Source organism: Pseudomonas sp. IT-P258, from assembly GCF_949767825.1.
GTDB classification, from domain to species: domain Bacteria; phylum Pseudomonadota; class Gammaproteobacteria; order Pseudomonadales; family Pseudomonadaceae; genus Aquipseudomonas; species Aquipseudomonas monachiensis.
This window is the reverse complement of record NZ_CATKPU010000014.1, coordinates 109,436-124,674: the sequence shown is the minus strand read 5'-3', so window position 1 is coordinate 124,674 and position 15,239 is coordinate 109,436. Positions and strand designations below refer to the sequence as shown.

Sequence of the window (15,239 nt, the reverse complement as noted above, 5' to 3'; positions counted from 1 at the left end):
GTCTTCAGCCTTTCAGGGCTTTCCAGATCCTGCTGACGGCCATCACGCCAACCAACACCACCGCCCCTGCGACAATCCCCGCCACGCCATTGAGCAACACCGGCACGATAAATCCGCCGCCACCCGCCGCCGCACCGACACTTTCGATCCAGTGATGCACCACCGGCACACCGTGCGTGAGGATCCCGCCGCCCACCAGAAACATCGCCGCCGTGCCGATCACCGACAGGCTCTTCATCATGTACGGTGCCGCACGCAAAATCCCGCCGCCGATGCTTTTCGCCACCTGTCCGGGTTTCTGAGTCAACCACAGGCCGAGGTCGTCAAGCTTGACGATACCCGCCACCAATCCGTACACGCCGACAGTCATGACAATGGCAATGCCCGACAGCACGATGATTTGCTGGGTCAATGGCGCACCGGCCACGGTGCCGAGGGTGATGGCGATGATTTCCGCCGAAAGAATGAAATCGGTGCGGATCGCGCCTTTGATCTTGTCCTTCTCGAACGCCACCAGGTCGATGGCAGGATCGGCCACCGCCTCGACCAACTGCGCATGCTCGGCGACATCTTCAGCCTTGCTGTGCAGGAACTTGTGGGCAAGTTTTTCGAAACCTTCGAAGCACAGATAGGCGCCACCGACCATCAACAGCGGTGTGACCAGCCACGGAATGAACGCACTGATGGCCAGCGCCGATGGCACCAGGATCAGTTTATTGATGAACGACCCCTTGGCGACCGCCCAGACCACCGGGATTTCCCGCTCGGCACGCACGCCACTGACCTGCTGGGCATTGAGTGCCAGGTCGTCACCGAGTACGCCGGCCGTTTTCTTGGCGGCCATTTGGGTCATCAAGGACACGTCGTCCAGTACGGTCGCGATGTCATCGATCAGCACCAGCAAACTGCTTCCTGCCATGAATCGGGTTTCCTTCTGCAATGAATGCGCAGCAGCATAGCGCGACATAAGAGCCTACGGTGCATTCTTGAGCGCCGCGCGAGGCCGGTGATACCATGCGCAACCGCCAGAACAGGCAAGGAATCACCCGGTTTATGAGCACTATCCGCGAGCGCAACAAACAACTGATCCTGCGTGCCGCCAGTGAGGAATTCGCCGACAAAGGCTTCGCTGCGACCAAAACCAGCGACATCGCAGCCAAGGCGGGATTGCCCAAGCCCAACGTCTACTACTACTTCAAGTCCAAGGAAAACCTCTACCGCGAGGTTCTGGAAAGTATCATCGAGCCGATCCTGCAGGCTTCGACACCGTTCAATCCGGACGGCGAGCCTGGTGAAGTGCTCAGCGGCTACATTCGCTCGAAGATCCGCATCTCCCGCGACCTGCCTTTCGCCTCCAAGGTGTTCGCCAGCGAAATCATGCACGGCGCCCCCCACCTGAGCAGCGATCTGGTCGAACAGCTCAATGGCCAGGCCAAACACAACATCGAGTGCATCCAGACCTGGATCGACCGCGGCCAAATCGCCCCCATCGACCCCAACCACCTGATGTTCAGCATCTGGGCCGCGACCCAGACCTACGCTGACTTCGACTGGCAAATCACCGCCATCACCGGCAAGGCCAGGCTGGATGAAGAAGATTATGAAGCGGCGGCGCAGACGATTATCCGGTTGGTGTTGAAGGGATGTGAGCCTGAGCGGTAGACCGCATCAAGGCTATTCGCGAGCAAGCCCGCTCCCACATTTGATCTCTATTCTCCTGGCGAAACTCGGTCAAATGTGGGAGCGGGCTTGCTCGCGAATGGGGCAACTCGATTCATTGATCAAAGCCAGATCGCGTCCCACAACGGATAGTCACCAAGCTTCTCGACCAGCCCTCCCCGCAATGGGTTAGCCACAACGTATCGAGCCAGCTTTACCAAATCCTCTTCTTTTCTCAGCGCACGGTCATGAAAACTCTGTTGCCAGAGGCTCCCCGTTCTGCCTGTTGCCCTATTGATTGCACGAGTACTCAAGGATTTCGCCTGGCACATCAGCTGCGCAAGCGATCCCTTTTGCAATTGAATCAGCCAATGGAAATGATCGGGCATGACCACCCAGGCCAACGACTCGGCAAAGCCGTCATCCTGTGCTTGCCTGAATTGGTGAACAACCAGTCTGCCAAGGGTGTAATCCCTGAAAACAGGTTCTCGTTTCAGGGTATTGGCAGTCAGTAGGTAAATGCGGTTTTGCTCGGCGTAGCGGCCGATGCGCAGGCGGTGTGATGCTGACAGCTCAGGCATTCCTTGCCCTCTCTCATGTTGAAGTCATGGAAAGGCTAGTTCAGCGACTACAGGATTATGGGGTAGACCTTTAGCTGGATGTGTCTGGGAGATTGCCTTCGCGAGCAAGCCCGCTCCCACACTTGATCGCTGACGTTCACAAAATTTGTGTACGCAAAAAATCCAATGTGGGAGCGGGCTTGCTCCGGGCGGCGTTCCGACGAAAGCGGTAGTTCAGTCAGCGAAGATCAAGCCGCCACCCCCGCATCCGCCACCAACCCCAACGCCTCGATGGCATTGATTGCGCACTGCTCGTCGACATCCGACAGATCGCCGCTGATCCCCACCGCCCCCAGCACGTTCCCGTCCTGATCGCGAACCAGCACACCACCCGGTGCCGGCACGACGCTGCCCTGCCCCAGGCTGTTCAACGCGGCGATAAATGCCGGGCGTTGCTGGGCGTCCAGCGCCAGCAGGCGCGAACCCTTGCCCAGCGCGATGGCGCCCCAGGCCTTGCCGATGGCGACGTGCGGGCGCAGCAGGCTGGCGCCGTCTTCGCGTTGCAGGGCGATCAGATGCCCGCCGGCATCCAGTACCGCAATGGTCAAGGGTGCCGCAGCGATTGCACGCCCTGCAGTGATGGCCTCGTTGACCAGGTTGACTGCGACTTTCAAGGTTAAAGCGCTCATGGTGCCGTCCTCATTTTGTTTTTCGGAAAGTCGGTGGGCTGCGGCACAAGTGCGCACGCTTGCGTCGCAGCCCGATGCAACAAATAGAACACAATGAATTATTTTTTTGTATACAATAATTATCGAAAGGCGCCACATGCGACGAAAAGCCACAGTAGAACGGGCTTCCGACGAATGAAACAAGCGCTTGAGAAAATGGATTGACCTGCGCCGTCCGCCGTGAATACACTCTGCGCAAAGCCACTTGTATACAATTACAAAACGTAAAGAGGCACAAAACCATGAGCAAAATGAGAGCAATCGAAGCCGCCGTTCTGGTGATGCGCCGTGAAGGGGTCGATACCGCTTTTGGCATCCCGGGTGCCGCCATCAACCCGCTGTACTCCGCCCTGCAAAAGGTCGGCGGCATCGATCACGTACTCGCTCGCCACGTTGAAGGCGCCTCGCACATGGCCGAGGGCTACACCCGCACCAAGGCCGGCAACATCGGCGTGTGCATCGGTACTTCCGGCCCTGCCGGCACCGACATGGTCACCGGGCTCTACAGCGCCTCGGCCGACTCGATTCCAATCCTCTGCATTACCGGCCAGGCACCCCGCGCCCGTATGCACAAGGAAGACTTCCAGGCTGTCGATATCACCACCATCGTCAAGCCAGTCACCAAGTGGTCGACCACCGTCATGGAACCGGGCCAGGTGCCTTATGCGTTCCAGAAGGCTTTCTATGAAATGCGCTCCGGCCGTCCTGGCCCAGTGCTGATCGACCTGCCGTTCGACGTGCAGATGGCCGAAATCGAATTCGACATCGACGCCTACCAGCCACTGCCATTGGCCAAGCCGAGCGCTACCCGCGTTCAGGTGGAAAAAGCCTTGGCGATGCTGGATCAGGCCGAGCGTCCATTGCTGGTGGCCGGTGGCGGTATCATCAACGCCGACGCCGCCGACCTGCTGGTGGAGTTCGCCGAGCTGACCGGTATTCCGGTTATCCCGACCTTGATGGGCTGGGGCGCCATCCCGGACGATCACCCGCTGATGGTGGGCATGGTGGGTCTGCAGACCTCGCACCGCTACGGCAACGCAACCATGCTGAAATCCGACGTGGTTCTGGGCGTGGGTAACCGTTGGGCCAACCGTCACACCGGTTCCGTCGACGTCTACACCGAAGGCCGCAAGTTCATTCACGTTGATATCGAACCGACCCAGATCGGCCGCGTGTTCACCCCGGACCTGGGCATCGTTTCCGACGCCGCTGCCGCGCTGACCGTGTTCATCGAAGTCGCTCGCGAATGGCAAGCCGCCGGCAAGCTGAAGAACCGCAGCGCCTGGCTGCAAGACTGCCAGCAGCGTAAAGCCAGCCTGCAGCGCAAGACTCACTTCGACAACGTTCCGGTCAAGCCGCAACGCGTCTACGAAGAAATGAACCAGGTGTTCGGCAAAGACACCTGCTACGTCAGCACCATCGGTCTGTCGCAGATTGCCGGCGCGCAGTTCCTGCACGTCTACAAGCCGCGCCACTGGATCAACTGCGGCCAGGCAGGCCCGTTGGGCTGGACCATTCCGGCAGCGCTGGGCGTGGTCAAGGCCGATCCGAACCGTAAAGTCGTGGCCCTGTCGGGGGACTATGACTTCCAGTTCATGATCGAGGAATTGGCGGTGGGCGCGCAGTTCAAGCTGCCGTACATCCATGTTGTGGTGAACAACTCGTACCTGGGCCTGATCCGTCAGGCGCAGCGCGGTTTCGACATGGACTACTGCGTGCAGCTGTCCTTCGACAACCTGAACGCGCCGGAACTCAACGGCTACGGTGTCGACCACGTCGCAGTTGCCGAAGGCCTCGGCTGCAAGGCCCTGCGCGTATTCGAACCGTCCCAGATCCAGCCTGCCCTGCGCAAGGCCCAGGAGCTGATCGAAGAGTTCAAGGTTCCGGTGATCGTCGAGATCATCCTGGAACGCGTGACCAACATTTCCATGGGTACCGAGATCAACGCCGTCAACGAATTCGAAGACCTGGCGCTGGTCGGCGACGACGCACCGACTGCGATTTCGTTGCTCGATTAACTGCTGACCGCTCCCCCTGTGGGAGCGGGCTTGCCCGCGAAGAGGGAGTGTCAGTCGACATCAATGTTGACTGAACCACCGCCTTCGCGAGCAAGCCCGCTCCCACAAAGGACATCAAACACATACAGGAGACCACCATGCCGCGTTTCGCAGCCAACCTGTCCATGCTGTTCACCGAACAGGACTTTCTCGCCCGTTTCGAAGCGGCCGCCAAGGCCGGCTTCAGTGGTGTCGAATACCTGTTCCCGTACGACTTCAGCTCCGCCGAAATCAAGGCCCAGCTCGACGCACACGGTCTGACCCAAGTGCTGTTCAACCTGCCGGCCGGTGACTGGGCCAAGGGCGAGCGCGGTATCGCGTGCCTGCCGGACCGGGTCGAAGAGTTCCGTGCCGGTGTCGACCTGGCCATCGCTTACGCGCAAGTGCTGGGCAACACCCAGGTCAACTGCCTGGCCGGTATTCGTCCGCAGGGCTTTGACGATGCCACCGTGGAGAAAACCTTCGTCGCCAACCTCAAGTACGCGGCCGACAAGCTGCAAGCGGCGGGTATCAAGCTGGTGATGGAAGCGATCAACACCCGTGACATCCCGGGTTTCTACCTGAACAACACGGCGCAAGCCCTGTCGATTCGCGAGCAGGTCGGCAGCGCCAACCTGTTCCTGCAATACGACATCTATCACATGCAAATCATGGAAGGCGATCTGGCCCGCACCCTGCAATCGCACCTGGGCGAGATCAACCACGTGCAGCTCGCGGACAACCCGGGGCGCAACGAACCAGGCACCGGTGAAATCAACTACCGCTTCCTGTTCGAACACCTGGACCGCATCGGTTACCAGGGCTGGGTCGGTTGCGAATACAAGCCGCTGACCACCACTGAAGCGGGCCTGGGCTGGTTGAAGACCCATAACGCGATCTGATCAAACACATTTATCACTGTAGGAGCTGCCGAAGGCTGCGATCTTTTGATCTTGACCTTCAAAAGCAAAATCAAAAGATCGCAGCCTGCGGCAGCTCCTACGGCTGTTTATAAAAACAAGAGGACTTTCTCATGGCTAAAATCGGATTTATCGGCACCGGCATCATGGGCCACCCAATGGCGGCGAACCTGCAAAAAGCCGGTCACAGCCTGTTCCTGTCGGCCCACCACGACCCTGCGCCTGCCGACCTGGTCGCCGCTGGCGCCGTTGCCCTGGCGAACCCGAAAGAAGTTGCCCAGGAAGCCGAATTCATCATCGTCATGGTGCCGGATACCCCGCAGGTCGATGACGTGCTGTTCCGTGCCGACGGCATCGCTGCCGGCGTGGGCAAAGGCAAAGTCGTGATCGACATGAGCTCGATCTCGCCGACCGCCACCAAGGCGTTCGCGGCCAAGATCAACGAAAAAGGCGCGCAATATCTCGACGCTCCGGTGTCCGGTGGTGAAGTCGGCGCCAAGGCTGCGACCCTGAGCATCATGGTCGGCGGCGATGCCGATGCCTTCGAACGCGCCCTGCCGTTGTTCCAGGCGATGGGCAAGAACATCACCCTGGTCGGTGGCAACGGCGACGGTCAAACCGCCAAGGTGGCCAACCAGATCATCGTGGCCCTGAACATCCAGGCCGTAGCTGAAGCCCTGCTGTTCGCTTCGAAAAACGGTGCCGATCCAGCCAAGGTGCGTGAAGCACTGATGGGCGGTTTCGCGTCCTCGAAGATCCTCGAAGTGCACGGCGAGCGCATGATCAAGGGCACCTTCGATCCAGGCTTCCGCATCAGCCTGCACCAGAAGGACCTGAACCTGGCCCTGCAAGGCGCCAAGGAGCTGAACATCAACCTGCCGAACACCGCCAACACCCAGCAAGTGTTCAGCACCTGCGCGGCCATCGGCGGCAGCAACTGGGACCACTCGGCGCTGATCAAGGGTCTGGAACACATGGCGAACTTCTCGATTCGCGACAAGTAGGAGCTGCCGAAGGCTGCGATCTTTTGATCCTCAGGCCCGACTCTCCACCGCACTACCCGCTAAAAGATCGCAGCCTGCGGCAGCTCCTACAGGAACAGGTTCATCCAGTTGCAAGGGTGTTCCACCCAGAGCTTGCCCAGGCTGCTTTCCTTCAAATAACAAGAATTCCGGGAGCCCGCCATGTCGGTCGATCCGCAACAATTGCTGCGCGAGCTGTTTGCCACAGCCATCGACGCGGCGCATCCGCAACAAGTCCTCGAAGCCCATCTGCCTGCCGACCGCAGCGGTCGCGTGATCGTCATTGGCGCCGGCAAAGCCGCAGCCGCCATGGCCCAAGTGGTCGAGCGCTGCTGGCAGGGTGAAGTCTGCGGCCTGGTGGTGACCCGTTACGGTCACGGCGCGCCTTGCGAAAAAATCGAAGTGGTCGAAGCCGCGCATCCGGTACCAGATGCCGCTGGCCTGGCCGTGGCCAAGCGTGTGCTGGAACTGGTCAGCGACCTGAACGAATCCGACCGCGTGATCTTCCTGCTCTCCGGTGGTGGCTCTGCCCTGCTGGCACTGCCGGCCGAAGGCATCACCCTGGCCGACAAGCAGTCGATCAACAAAGCCCTGCTCAAATCCGGCGCCTCCATCGGCGAGATGAACTGCGTGCGCAAGCACCTCTCGGCGATCAAGGGCGGTCGCCTGGGCAAAGCCTGCTGGCCTGCCACTGTTTATACCTATGCGATTTCCGATGTACCGGGCGACCTCGCAACGGTCATCGCCTCCGGCCCTACCGTAGCCGACCCGAGCACGTCGGCCGAAGCGCTGGCCATTCTCAAGCGCTACGCCATCGAGGTTCCGGCTTCGGTGCGCACCTGGCTGCAAAGCCCCGAGTCGGAAACCGTCAAACCCGGTGACCCGAGCCTGGCCCGCAATCATTTCCAGTTGATCGCCCGCCCGCAGCAATCCCTTGAAGCGGCGGCGGTGAAATGCCGTCAGGCCGGGTTCAGCCCGCTGATCCTCGGCGACCTCGAAGGCGAATCCCGCGAGGTGGCGAAAGTCCACGCCGGCATCGCCCGACAAATCGTCCTGCACGGCCAGCCGCTGGCGGCGCCCTGCGTGATTCTTTCCGGCGGAGAAACCACCGTGACCGTGCGCGGCAATGGCCGTGGCGGGCGCAATGCCGAATTCCTGCTGAGCCTGACCGACAGCCTCAAGGGCCTGCCCGGCGTCTATGCACTGGCCGGTGACACCGACGGTATCGACGGCTCCGAAGACAACGCCGGCGCGATCATGACCCCGGACAGTTACGCCCGTGCTGCCGCCCTGGGCCTGAGCGCCAGCGACGAGTTGGACAACAACAACGGCTACGGCTACTTCGAGGCGCTGGACGCCCTGATCGTCACCGAACCGACCCGTACCAACGTCAACGACTTCCGCGCCATTCTGATCCTTGAGAGCACTAAACATGACGCCTGATAAAAAGGTCAAAATCCTCGCCACGCTCGGCCCGGCCACCGACGGCATCGACGCCATCCGTGAACTGGTGCTGGCCGGGGTCAACATCTTCCGCCTGAACTTCAGCCATGGCGATCATGCCGACCACGCCCAGCGTTTCCAGTGGATTCGTGAAGTCGAGCGCCAGCTCAATTATCCATTGGGCATCCTGATGGACCTGCAAGGCCCGAAACTGCGGGTCGGCAAGTTCGCCGACGGCAAGGTGCAACTGGTGCGCGGCCAGGCCTTGCGCCTGGACCTCGATACCACGCCGGGCGATGAGCGCCGGGTCAACCTGCCCCACCCGGAAATCATCGCCGCGCTGGAACCGGGCATGGACCTGCTGCTGGACGACGGCAAGCTGCGTCTGCGGGTCGTGACCAAGTACGCCGACGCCATCGACACCACAGTGCTCAATGGCGGCGAACTGTCGGACCGCAAAGGCGTGAACGTACCGCAAGCGGTGCTCGACCTGAGCCCGCTGACCGCCAAGGATCGCCGCGACTTGACCTTCGGCCTGGAACTGGGCGTGGACTGGGTGGCGCTGTCGTTCGTACAACGTCCCGATGACATCCGCGAAGCTCGCTCCCTGATCGGCGACAAGGCGTTCCTGATGGCCAAGATCGAGAAGCCCTCGGCCGTCGAACAACTGCGCGAGATCGCCGAATTGAGCGACGCGATCATGGTCGCCCGGGGTGACCTGGGCGTAGAAGTGCCGGCCGAAAGCGTGCCGCAGATCCAGAAGAACATCATCAGCACCTGCCGCCAACTCGGCAAACCGGTGGTGGTGGCGACCCAGATGCTGGAGTCGATGCGCTTCTCACCGGCGCCAACCCGCGCCGAAGTCACCGATGTCGCCAACGCGGTGGCCGAAGGGGCGGACGCGGTGATGCTGTCGGCGGAAACCGCGTCCGGCGAATACCCGCTCGAAGCCGTGCAGATGATGAGCAAGATCATCCGCCAGGTGGAAAACGGTCCGGACTACCAGACTCAACTCGACGTCAGCCGACCGAAAGCCGAGGCGACTGTTTCCGACGCGATCAGCTGCGCCATTCGCCGTATCAGCAACGTGCTGCCGGTGGCAGTGCTAGTGAACTACAGCGAGTCCGGCGCATCGAGCCTGCGTGCGGCGCGGGAGCGGCCGACGGTGCCGATCCTCAACCTGACACCGAACCTGCAAACCGCCCGTCGCCTGAGCGTGGCGTGGGGTGTGCACTCGGTGGTCAACGATCGTCTGCGTCAGGTCGATGAAGTCTGCTCGACGGCACTGGAAATTGCCCAGGCCCAGGGCATGGCGCAGCGTGGCGACACGCTGTTGATCACCGCAGGTGTGCCGTTTGGCCAGCCGGGGTCGACTAACTCTTTGCGCATCGAGACATTGATCTAACGAACGCTTTTTGTGGCGAGGGAGCTTGTCGGATCGCCGCATCGTCCCGCTCGGCTGCGTAGCAGTCGTCTTTCGGCATGACGGGTTCCACAGAGAAACCGCATTCACCGGAGTTGGGGTCGCTTCGCGACCCAGCGGGAGCAAGCTCCCTCGCCACAGAGTTTGTGCAACACCTTTGATTTTCCACTGCCCTAGATTTCAAAATGCCTGCCATTCACTTCAACACCCACTGCCCCGACTGGGCCGAAGCATTGCTCAACGGCTTCAGCCAGATCTTTCTCCAGCGCAATCCGCTGTGCGGCCTGCTGTGCGTCCTGGCCATCCTGTTTACTGCGCCCGCCTTGCTTGGCGGCGCCTTGCTCGGTGGTGTCGCCGGGCTGCTCACCGCGCAACGCCGCAACTATGCCAAGGCTGATCGCCAGGCCGGGTTGTTCAGCTACAACGGCGTCCTGCTCGGACTGTTACTGAGCCTGTATTTCCCCTGGTCGGCGATGATGCCGCCACTGATCCTGGCCGCCGGTGGCCTGAGCGCGATGGTCACCCAGCAGTGGCTCAAGCGCGTCCGGTTCAGCCGATGCCTGCCGGCCTACACCGCGCCCTTCGTCGGGCTGGGCTGGTTGCTGCTATGCTTCGCCACGCCCTCGACTGAGCCGCACTTGATCGAAGTCAGCACCCTGAACATGCTTGCCGCGCCACTCAAAGGCATTGGTCAGGTGATGTTCCTCGGTCATCCGCTGGCGGGTGCGATGATTGCCGCCGGTTTGCTGATCGCTGATCGCCGCGCCTTCTGCTGGGCGTTGCTGGCCTCGGTCGCTGGTATGGGCTGGAGCCTGCTGAACCACGATTTCTATACCGCACTGCTCGGCCTCGGTGGCTATAACGCCGTGCTGGCCGCCCTCGCCTTCAGCTCCCGGCGTCGCCAACCGTGGCTGCCGCTGCTTGGCATCGGCCTGGCGCTGTTGCTGACGCCGGTGTTTGCCGCCATCGGTCTGCCTACGCTGACCGCGCCGTTCATTCTTGCCGGCTGGCTGATTCGCAGCGTTGTTCAAATGCTCGGCAAAGCCTCGGTCGAAAGCGCGCCTTGCGCTTCCGGGGAGAATCAACCTAGGCTGCGCTGATTTGCGGCCAAGGCGATGTGCATGAACAGCAACGACACTTGGCGTAACCGCCTGTACGTGATTATTTTCCAGACCGACACCGTCGCCGGTCGACGCTTCGACTCCACCTTGCTGCTGATCATCCTCGCCAGCCTGGTGGTGGTGATCCTGGACAGCATCGATGACGTCCACCAGAACTACGCCAGCGTGCTTGCGTACATCGAGTGGGGCTTCACGGTGATCTTCCTCGGCGAGTACATCCTGCGCCTGTACTGCTCGCCCAAGCCCCTGCGCTATGCCTTCAGTTTCTATGGACTGGTGGACCTGCTGGCCATCGTGCCCGGCATCCTCGCGCTGTACTACAGCGATGCCCAGTACCTGCTGATCATCCGGGTGATCCGGATGCTGCGGATCTTCCGCGTGCTCAAGCTCGGCCCGTACCTCAAGCAAGCCCACTACCTGCTTGATGCCCTGCGTGGCAGCAAGCAGAAAATCCTCGTGTTCCTGCTCAGCGTCTGCACACTGGTCATCGTGTTCGGCACCCTGATGTATGTGGTCGAAGGCCCGCAACATGGCTTCACCAGCATTCCCAAGGGCATTTACTGGGCTATCGTGACCTTGACCACCGTCGGTTACGGCGACATCGTGCCCAAGACCGCACTGGGCCAGGTCATTTCATCGATGGTGATGATCACCGGTTACTCGATCATCGCCGTGCCCACCGGGATCTTCACCGCCGAACTGGCCACGGCCATGCGTGGCGGCCAGTTGCATCGCGACTGCCCGGTGTGCGCCAAAGACAGCCATGAACCCGAGGCGTCGTTCTGCTCCCGTTGTGGCAATGCACTGTTCAAAAAACTGGAATAAGCAAAGAGCTTTTTAATCTTTAAAGGACTATATGAGCCCGGCTATAGTCGACACATCGTTGATAACTAATAAATAACCCGTAGGAGCTGCCGTAGGCTGCGATCTTTTGATCTTGAAAATCAAAGCCAAAGGATCGCAGCCTGCGGCAGCTCCTACATCAAAAGGAATTCGCAGTGAAAAAACTCTTTGGCGCCTCGCTTCTCGCCGCTGGCCTGGCCCTGGGCAACATCGCCCAGGCTGCACCGACCCTGCTCAACGTTTCCTACGACGTGATGCGAGATTTCTACAAGGACTACAACACTGCGTTCCAGAAACACTGGCAAGCCGAGCACAACGAAAACATCGTCCTGCAGATGTCCTTCGGCGGCTCCAGCAAACAGGCGCGTTCGGTCATCGACGGTTTGCCGGCCGATGTCATCACCATGAACATGGCCACCGACATCAACGCCCTGGCGGACAACGGCAAACTGGTCCCGGAAAACTGGGTCACACGCCTGCCGAACAACAGCGCACCGTTCACCTCGGCCACCGTGTTCATTGTGCGCAAGGGCAACCCGAAAGCCCTGAAAGACTGGCCCGACCTGCTCAAGGACGGCGTCCAGGTCATCGTCCCGAACCCGAAAACCTCCGGTAACGGTCGCTACACCTACCTCTCGGCCTGGGGCTACGTGCTGAAAAACGGCGGCGACGAGAACAAGGCCAAAGACTTCGTCGGCAAGCTGTTCAAGCAAGCGCCAGTACTCGATACCGGCGGCCGTGCCGCCACCACCACCTTCATGACCAACCAGATCGGCGACGTGCTGGTGACCTTCGAGAACGAAGCGGAAATGATTGCCCGCGAGTTCGGTCGCGATCAGTTCGAAGTCATCTACCCAAGCGTTTCCGCCGAAGCCGAGCCACCGGTGTCGGTGGTCGACAAGACCGTCGACAAGAAAGGCACCCGCGCGGCGGCCGAAGAATACCTGAAGTACCTGTGGTCACCGGAAGGCCAGGAGATTGCCGCGGCGAACTACCTGCGCCCGCGTGACCCGGCTGTTTTGGCCAAATACACCGACCGCTTCCCGAAAGTGGACTTCCTGTCGGTGGAGAAGACCTTTGGCGACTGGCGCACCGTGCAGAAGACCCACTTCAATGATGGCGGGGTTTTCGACCAGATCTACAGCGGTCAGTGATGACTGGACGCTAACGAAAAAGGCGACCCGTGCAGGTCGCCTTTTTTGTGGCGGTCATTTTCAGCTCAGGTTGCCACGCGCCGGCTACATCGGCGGCGTCACGCCATCCTTGCCCGCCAAAATGGATTGAGCCGTGAGCGTGCCGTCAGCGCCCTGAGTCACAAAGGTCACGATCTTCACACCCACCTTCAACAGGCTGCGATCGGCCGGTATCAGGTTGACGATGGGTACGTCTTCGGGCACCAGAATCCTCTGTTGGCCGTCCTTGTAGTTGACGGTCAGCACCCGGCCATTGCTCACCACCAGGTCGCCGACGCTGCCGTTGGTCATGCTGCTGCCCTTGACCAGGTCAAACGGCCGATGACCGTCGCCACTACCGGCCAGCTCCGGAGGAAAGACATGGACCTCCAGGGCCTTGAGGGTGCCATCCTCCTGGGGAACAGCCGCCGAGCCGATGTAGCTGCCAGGCTTGATGTCTTCGATGTTGGCCAGGGTCACGGCGCGGACCTTGGTGTCCTTGGTCAGGTTGATCATCACGTTTTCACCGCTGTTGGCATGGACTTTCAGAATGTCCGCGCTGACGCCGGTGATCTCGCCGCGCACCCCGATGCGCGTGCCCGGAGCATCGTCGGCATCGGCCAGGCCAACGCCGAAGACGCTGATCAAGGTAACGACACAAGCGCGACGAATCAGCTGACGAAACTTCACCTTCATGGGACGACCCTCCGGTGGTGAGACAGGAAGAGAGAACATAAGCACGCCATCGAATAAGATGTAAGTGAATGTATCATTCACTTACATCGTTCTGACGCAAGGCTCTTCGACGGGCGACACACGCGTTCGTCAGTCATTGCGCAATGGAATGACTGTTATCACTCCAATCCCACTTCCGCCGTTTCAGTCAGCCTATTAGCCTGCGCGCATTCCTTTCCGTACAGCGAGACCCGTTATGAACCCAGCGACCCAGGTGCCCCACGGCACCGCGACAATGACCCCAGGGATGGTGCTGCTGTTCGCCTTCTGTTGCGGCGCGATTGTCGCCAACATCTACTACGCCCAACCGATCATCGGCCTGATCGCCCCGGACATCGGCCTGAGCAACGCCATGGCCAGCCTGATCGTCTCCCTGACCCAGATCGGCTATGCGCTGGGGCTGTTTTTCCTGGTGCCGCTGGGGGATCTGCTGGAGAACCGCCGGTTGATGATCATCACCACCCTGGTGGCGATTGTCAGCCTGCTGGGGGCGGCGTTTACCGATCAGCCGAACGTGTTCTTGCTGATTTCGCTGTTGGTGGGGTTCAGTTCGGTGTCGGTGCAGATCCTGATTCCGCTGGCCGCACACCTGGCGCCGGAAGAAACCCGTGGCCGTGTGGTAGGCGGGATCATGGGCGGATTGCTGCTCGGCATTCTGCTGGCCCGACCGGTGTCCAGCGTGGTGGCCGACCATTTGGGCTGGCGGGCGATGTTCATGATAGCCGCGGTGTTGATGGCGGCCATCAGCATCGTGCTGGCCGTGACCATTCCCAAGCGTGAACCTGATCACAGCGCGTCCTACGGCCAGTTGCTGGGCTCGTTGTGGACGCTGTTGCGCAAACAACCGGTACTGCGTCAGCGGGCGTTTTACCAGGGCTGCATGTTTGCCACCTTCAGCCTGTTCTGGACCGCCGTGCCACTGGAGCTGGCGCGCAATCACGGTTTGTCGCAAAGCGAGATCGCGATTTTCGCCCTGGTGGGCGCCATCGGCGCCATCGCCGCCCCCATCGCCGGACGCCTGGCCGATGCCGGCCACACCCGCATCGCCTCATTGCTGGCCCTGCTGTTCGCCAGCCTGAGTTTCATGCCGGCGTTTATCCATCCGGCCTACAGCGTCATCGGCCTGGCGGTGACCGGCGTGGTGCTCGACTTCTGCGTGCAGATGAACATGGTCCTCGGCCAGCGCGCGGTCTACGCCCTCGACGGCAAAAGCCGCAGCCGCCTGAATGCGCTGTACATGACCAGCATCTTTATCGGCGGCGCCTTCGGCTCTTCGGTGGCCAGCGCGGTGTACGAACACGGCGGCTGGTTGTGGATCGTGATCGTCGGCAGCGCGTTTCCACTGTTGGCGTTGCTGCGGTTCTTGAGTGTTTCGCAAAAGGGTTCGTTGGTGACAGCGTAAATCGCAAAAAAACGAATGCCATACCGCACACCTGTGTTGCGCCCGTGCCTATCCACGATCAACGATGATCCGTTATGCCGGGGTCAACCCCGATTACACTCAACGCCTGAAGCGATGCTGGATGCTATTCGCCTTGCTGAAAGGGCAAAGCGAATATCAGCCAAAAGCCAGTTGA

Annotated in this window: 14 protein-coding genes; 10 read left to right on the top strand and 4 right to left on the bottom strand. The window is 60.7% G+C overall.

Features of this window, described 5'->3' with window-relative positions; translation table 11 throughout:
- Nucleotides 1–4 precede the first annotated feature (4 nt).
- A complete protein-coding gene (locus ACM6G4_RS04180; RefSeq protein WP_056721659.1) occupies nt 5–919 on the bottom strand; it encodes a DUF808 domain-containing protein in 915 nt (304 codons plus the stop codon).
- A 134-nt stretch (nt 920–1,053) separates the two neighbouring features.
- Between ACM6G4_RS04180 and ACM6G4_RS04175 the strand changes: the two genes are divergently transcribed.
- Nucleotides 1,054–1,662, top strand: a complete 609-nt coding sequence (locus ACM6G4_RS04175) for a TetR/AcrR family transcriptional regulator (protein ID WP_015096199.1) — start codon at nt 1,054–1,056, stop codon at nt 1,660–1,662.
- Nucleotides 1,663–1,781: 119 nt separating this feature from the next.
- Here ACM6G4_RS04175 and ACM6G4_RS04170 read toward each other — a convergent pair whose 3' ends face one another.
- Nucleotides 1,782–2,240: an REP-associated tyrosine transposase gene (locus tag ACM6G4_RS04170; protein WP_414913113.1), complete on the bottom strand. Its 459-nt coding sequence runs from the start codon at nt 2,238–2,240 to the stop codon at nt 1,782–1,784.
- A gap of 227 nt (nt 2,241–2,467) precedes the next feature.
- Nucleotides 2,468–2,908, bottom strand: coding sequence for a GlcG/HbpS family heme-binding protein (locus tag ACM6G4_RS04165; RefSeq protein ID WP_056721658.1), 441 nt, complete (start codon nt 2,906–2,908; stop codon nt 2,468–2,470).
- A gap of 281 nt (nt 2,909–3,189) precedes the next feature.
- On the opposite strand from ACM6G4_RS04165, the gene gcl reads away from it, so the two are divergent.
- From gcl to ACM6G4_RS04125, 8 genes are all read left to right on the top strand, one after another.
- On the top strand, nt 3,190–4,965 hold the full coding sequence (gcl, locus tag ACM6G4_RS04160; RefSeq protein ID WP_056721656.1) for a glyoxylate carboligase: 1,776 nt from the start codon (nt 3,190–3,192) through the stop codon (nt 4,963–4,965).
- A 137-nt stretch (nt 4,966–5,102) separates the two neighbouring features.
- Nucleotides 5,103–5,885, top strand: a complete 783-nt coding sequence (hyi, locus tag ACM6G4_RS04155; RefSeq protein WP_046037664.1) for a hydroxypyruvate isomerase — start codon at nt 5,103–5,105, stop codon at nt 5,883–5,885.
- A 131-nt stretch (nt 5,886–6,016) separates the two neighbouring features.
- Nucleotides 6,017–6,907 carry a 2-hydroxy-3-oxopropionate reductase gene (locus ACM6G4_RS04150; RefSeq protein WP_056721654.1) on the top strand — a complete coding sequence of 297 codons (891 nt, stop codon included), beginning with the start codon at nt 6,017–6,019 and terminating at the stop codon, nt 6,905–6,907.
- Between the two features lie 180 nt (nt 6,908–7,087).
- Nucleotides 7,088–8,368 carry a glycerate kinase gene (locus ACM6G4_RS04145; protein ID WP_056721652.1) on the top strand — a complete coding sequence of 427 codons (1,281 nt, stop codon included), beginning with the start codon at nt 7,088–7,090 and terminating at the stop codon, nt 8,366–8,368.
- Nucleotides 8,358–9,773: a pyruvate kinase gene (gene pyk, locus ACM6G4_RS04140; RefSeq protein ID WP_056721650.1), complete on the top strand. Its 1,416-nt coding sequence runs from the start codon at nt 8,358–8,360 to the stop codon at nt 9,771–9,773. Before ACM6G4_RS04145 ends, pyk begins: the two co-directional genes overlap by 11 nt.
- A gap of 203 nt (nt 9,774–9,976) precedes the next feature.
- Complete coding sequence (locus ACM6G4_RS04135; RefSeq protein WP_414913112.1) at nt 9,977–10,891, top strand: urea transporter; 915 nt, start codon at nt 9,977–9,979, stop codon at nt 10,889–10,891.
- A 21-nt stretch (nt 10,892–10,912) separates the two neighbouring features.
- Nucleotides 10,913–11,737 (top strand): ion transporter, encoded by an 825-nt coding sequence (locus ACM6G4_RS04130; protein WP_056721646.1) that lies wholly within the window; start codon nt 10,913–10,915, stop codon nt 11,735–11,737.
- A gap of 173 nt (nt 11,738–11,910) precedes the next feature.
- Nucleotides 11,911–12,909 carry a sulfate ABC transporter substrate-binding protein gene (locus ACM6G4_RS04125; RefSeq protein ID WP_056721644.1) on the top strand — a complete coding sequence of 333 codons (999 nt, stop codon included), beginning with the start codon at nt 11,911–11,913 and terminating at the stop codon, nt 12,907–12,909.
- 84 nt (nt 12,910–12,993) lie between these two features.
- On the opposite strand, the gene ACM6G4_RS04120 is transcribed toward ACM6G4_RS04125, so the two are convergent.
- The gene (locus ACM6G4_RS04120; protein ID WP_414913111.1) at nt 12,994–13,623 is read right to left on the bottom strand and encodes a hypothetical protein; all 630 of its coding nucleotides are present in this window, start codon (nt 13,621–13,623) and stop codon (nt 12,994–12,996) included.
- 235 nt (nt 13,624–13,858) lie between these two features.
- Between ACM6G4_RS04120 and ACM6G4_RS04115 the strand changes: the two genes are divergently transcribed.
- The gene (locus ACM6G4_RS04115; protein WP_414913110.1) at nt 13,859–15,064 is read left to right on the top strand and encodes an MFS transporter; all 1,206 of its coding nucleotides are present in this window, start codon (nt 13,859–13,861) and stop codon (nt 15,062–15,064) included.
- Nucleotides 15,065–15,239 lie beyond the last annotated feature (175 nt).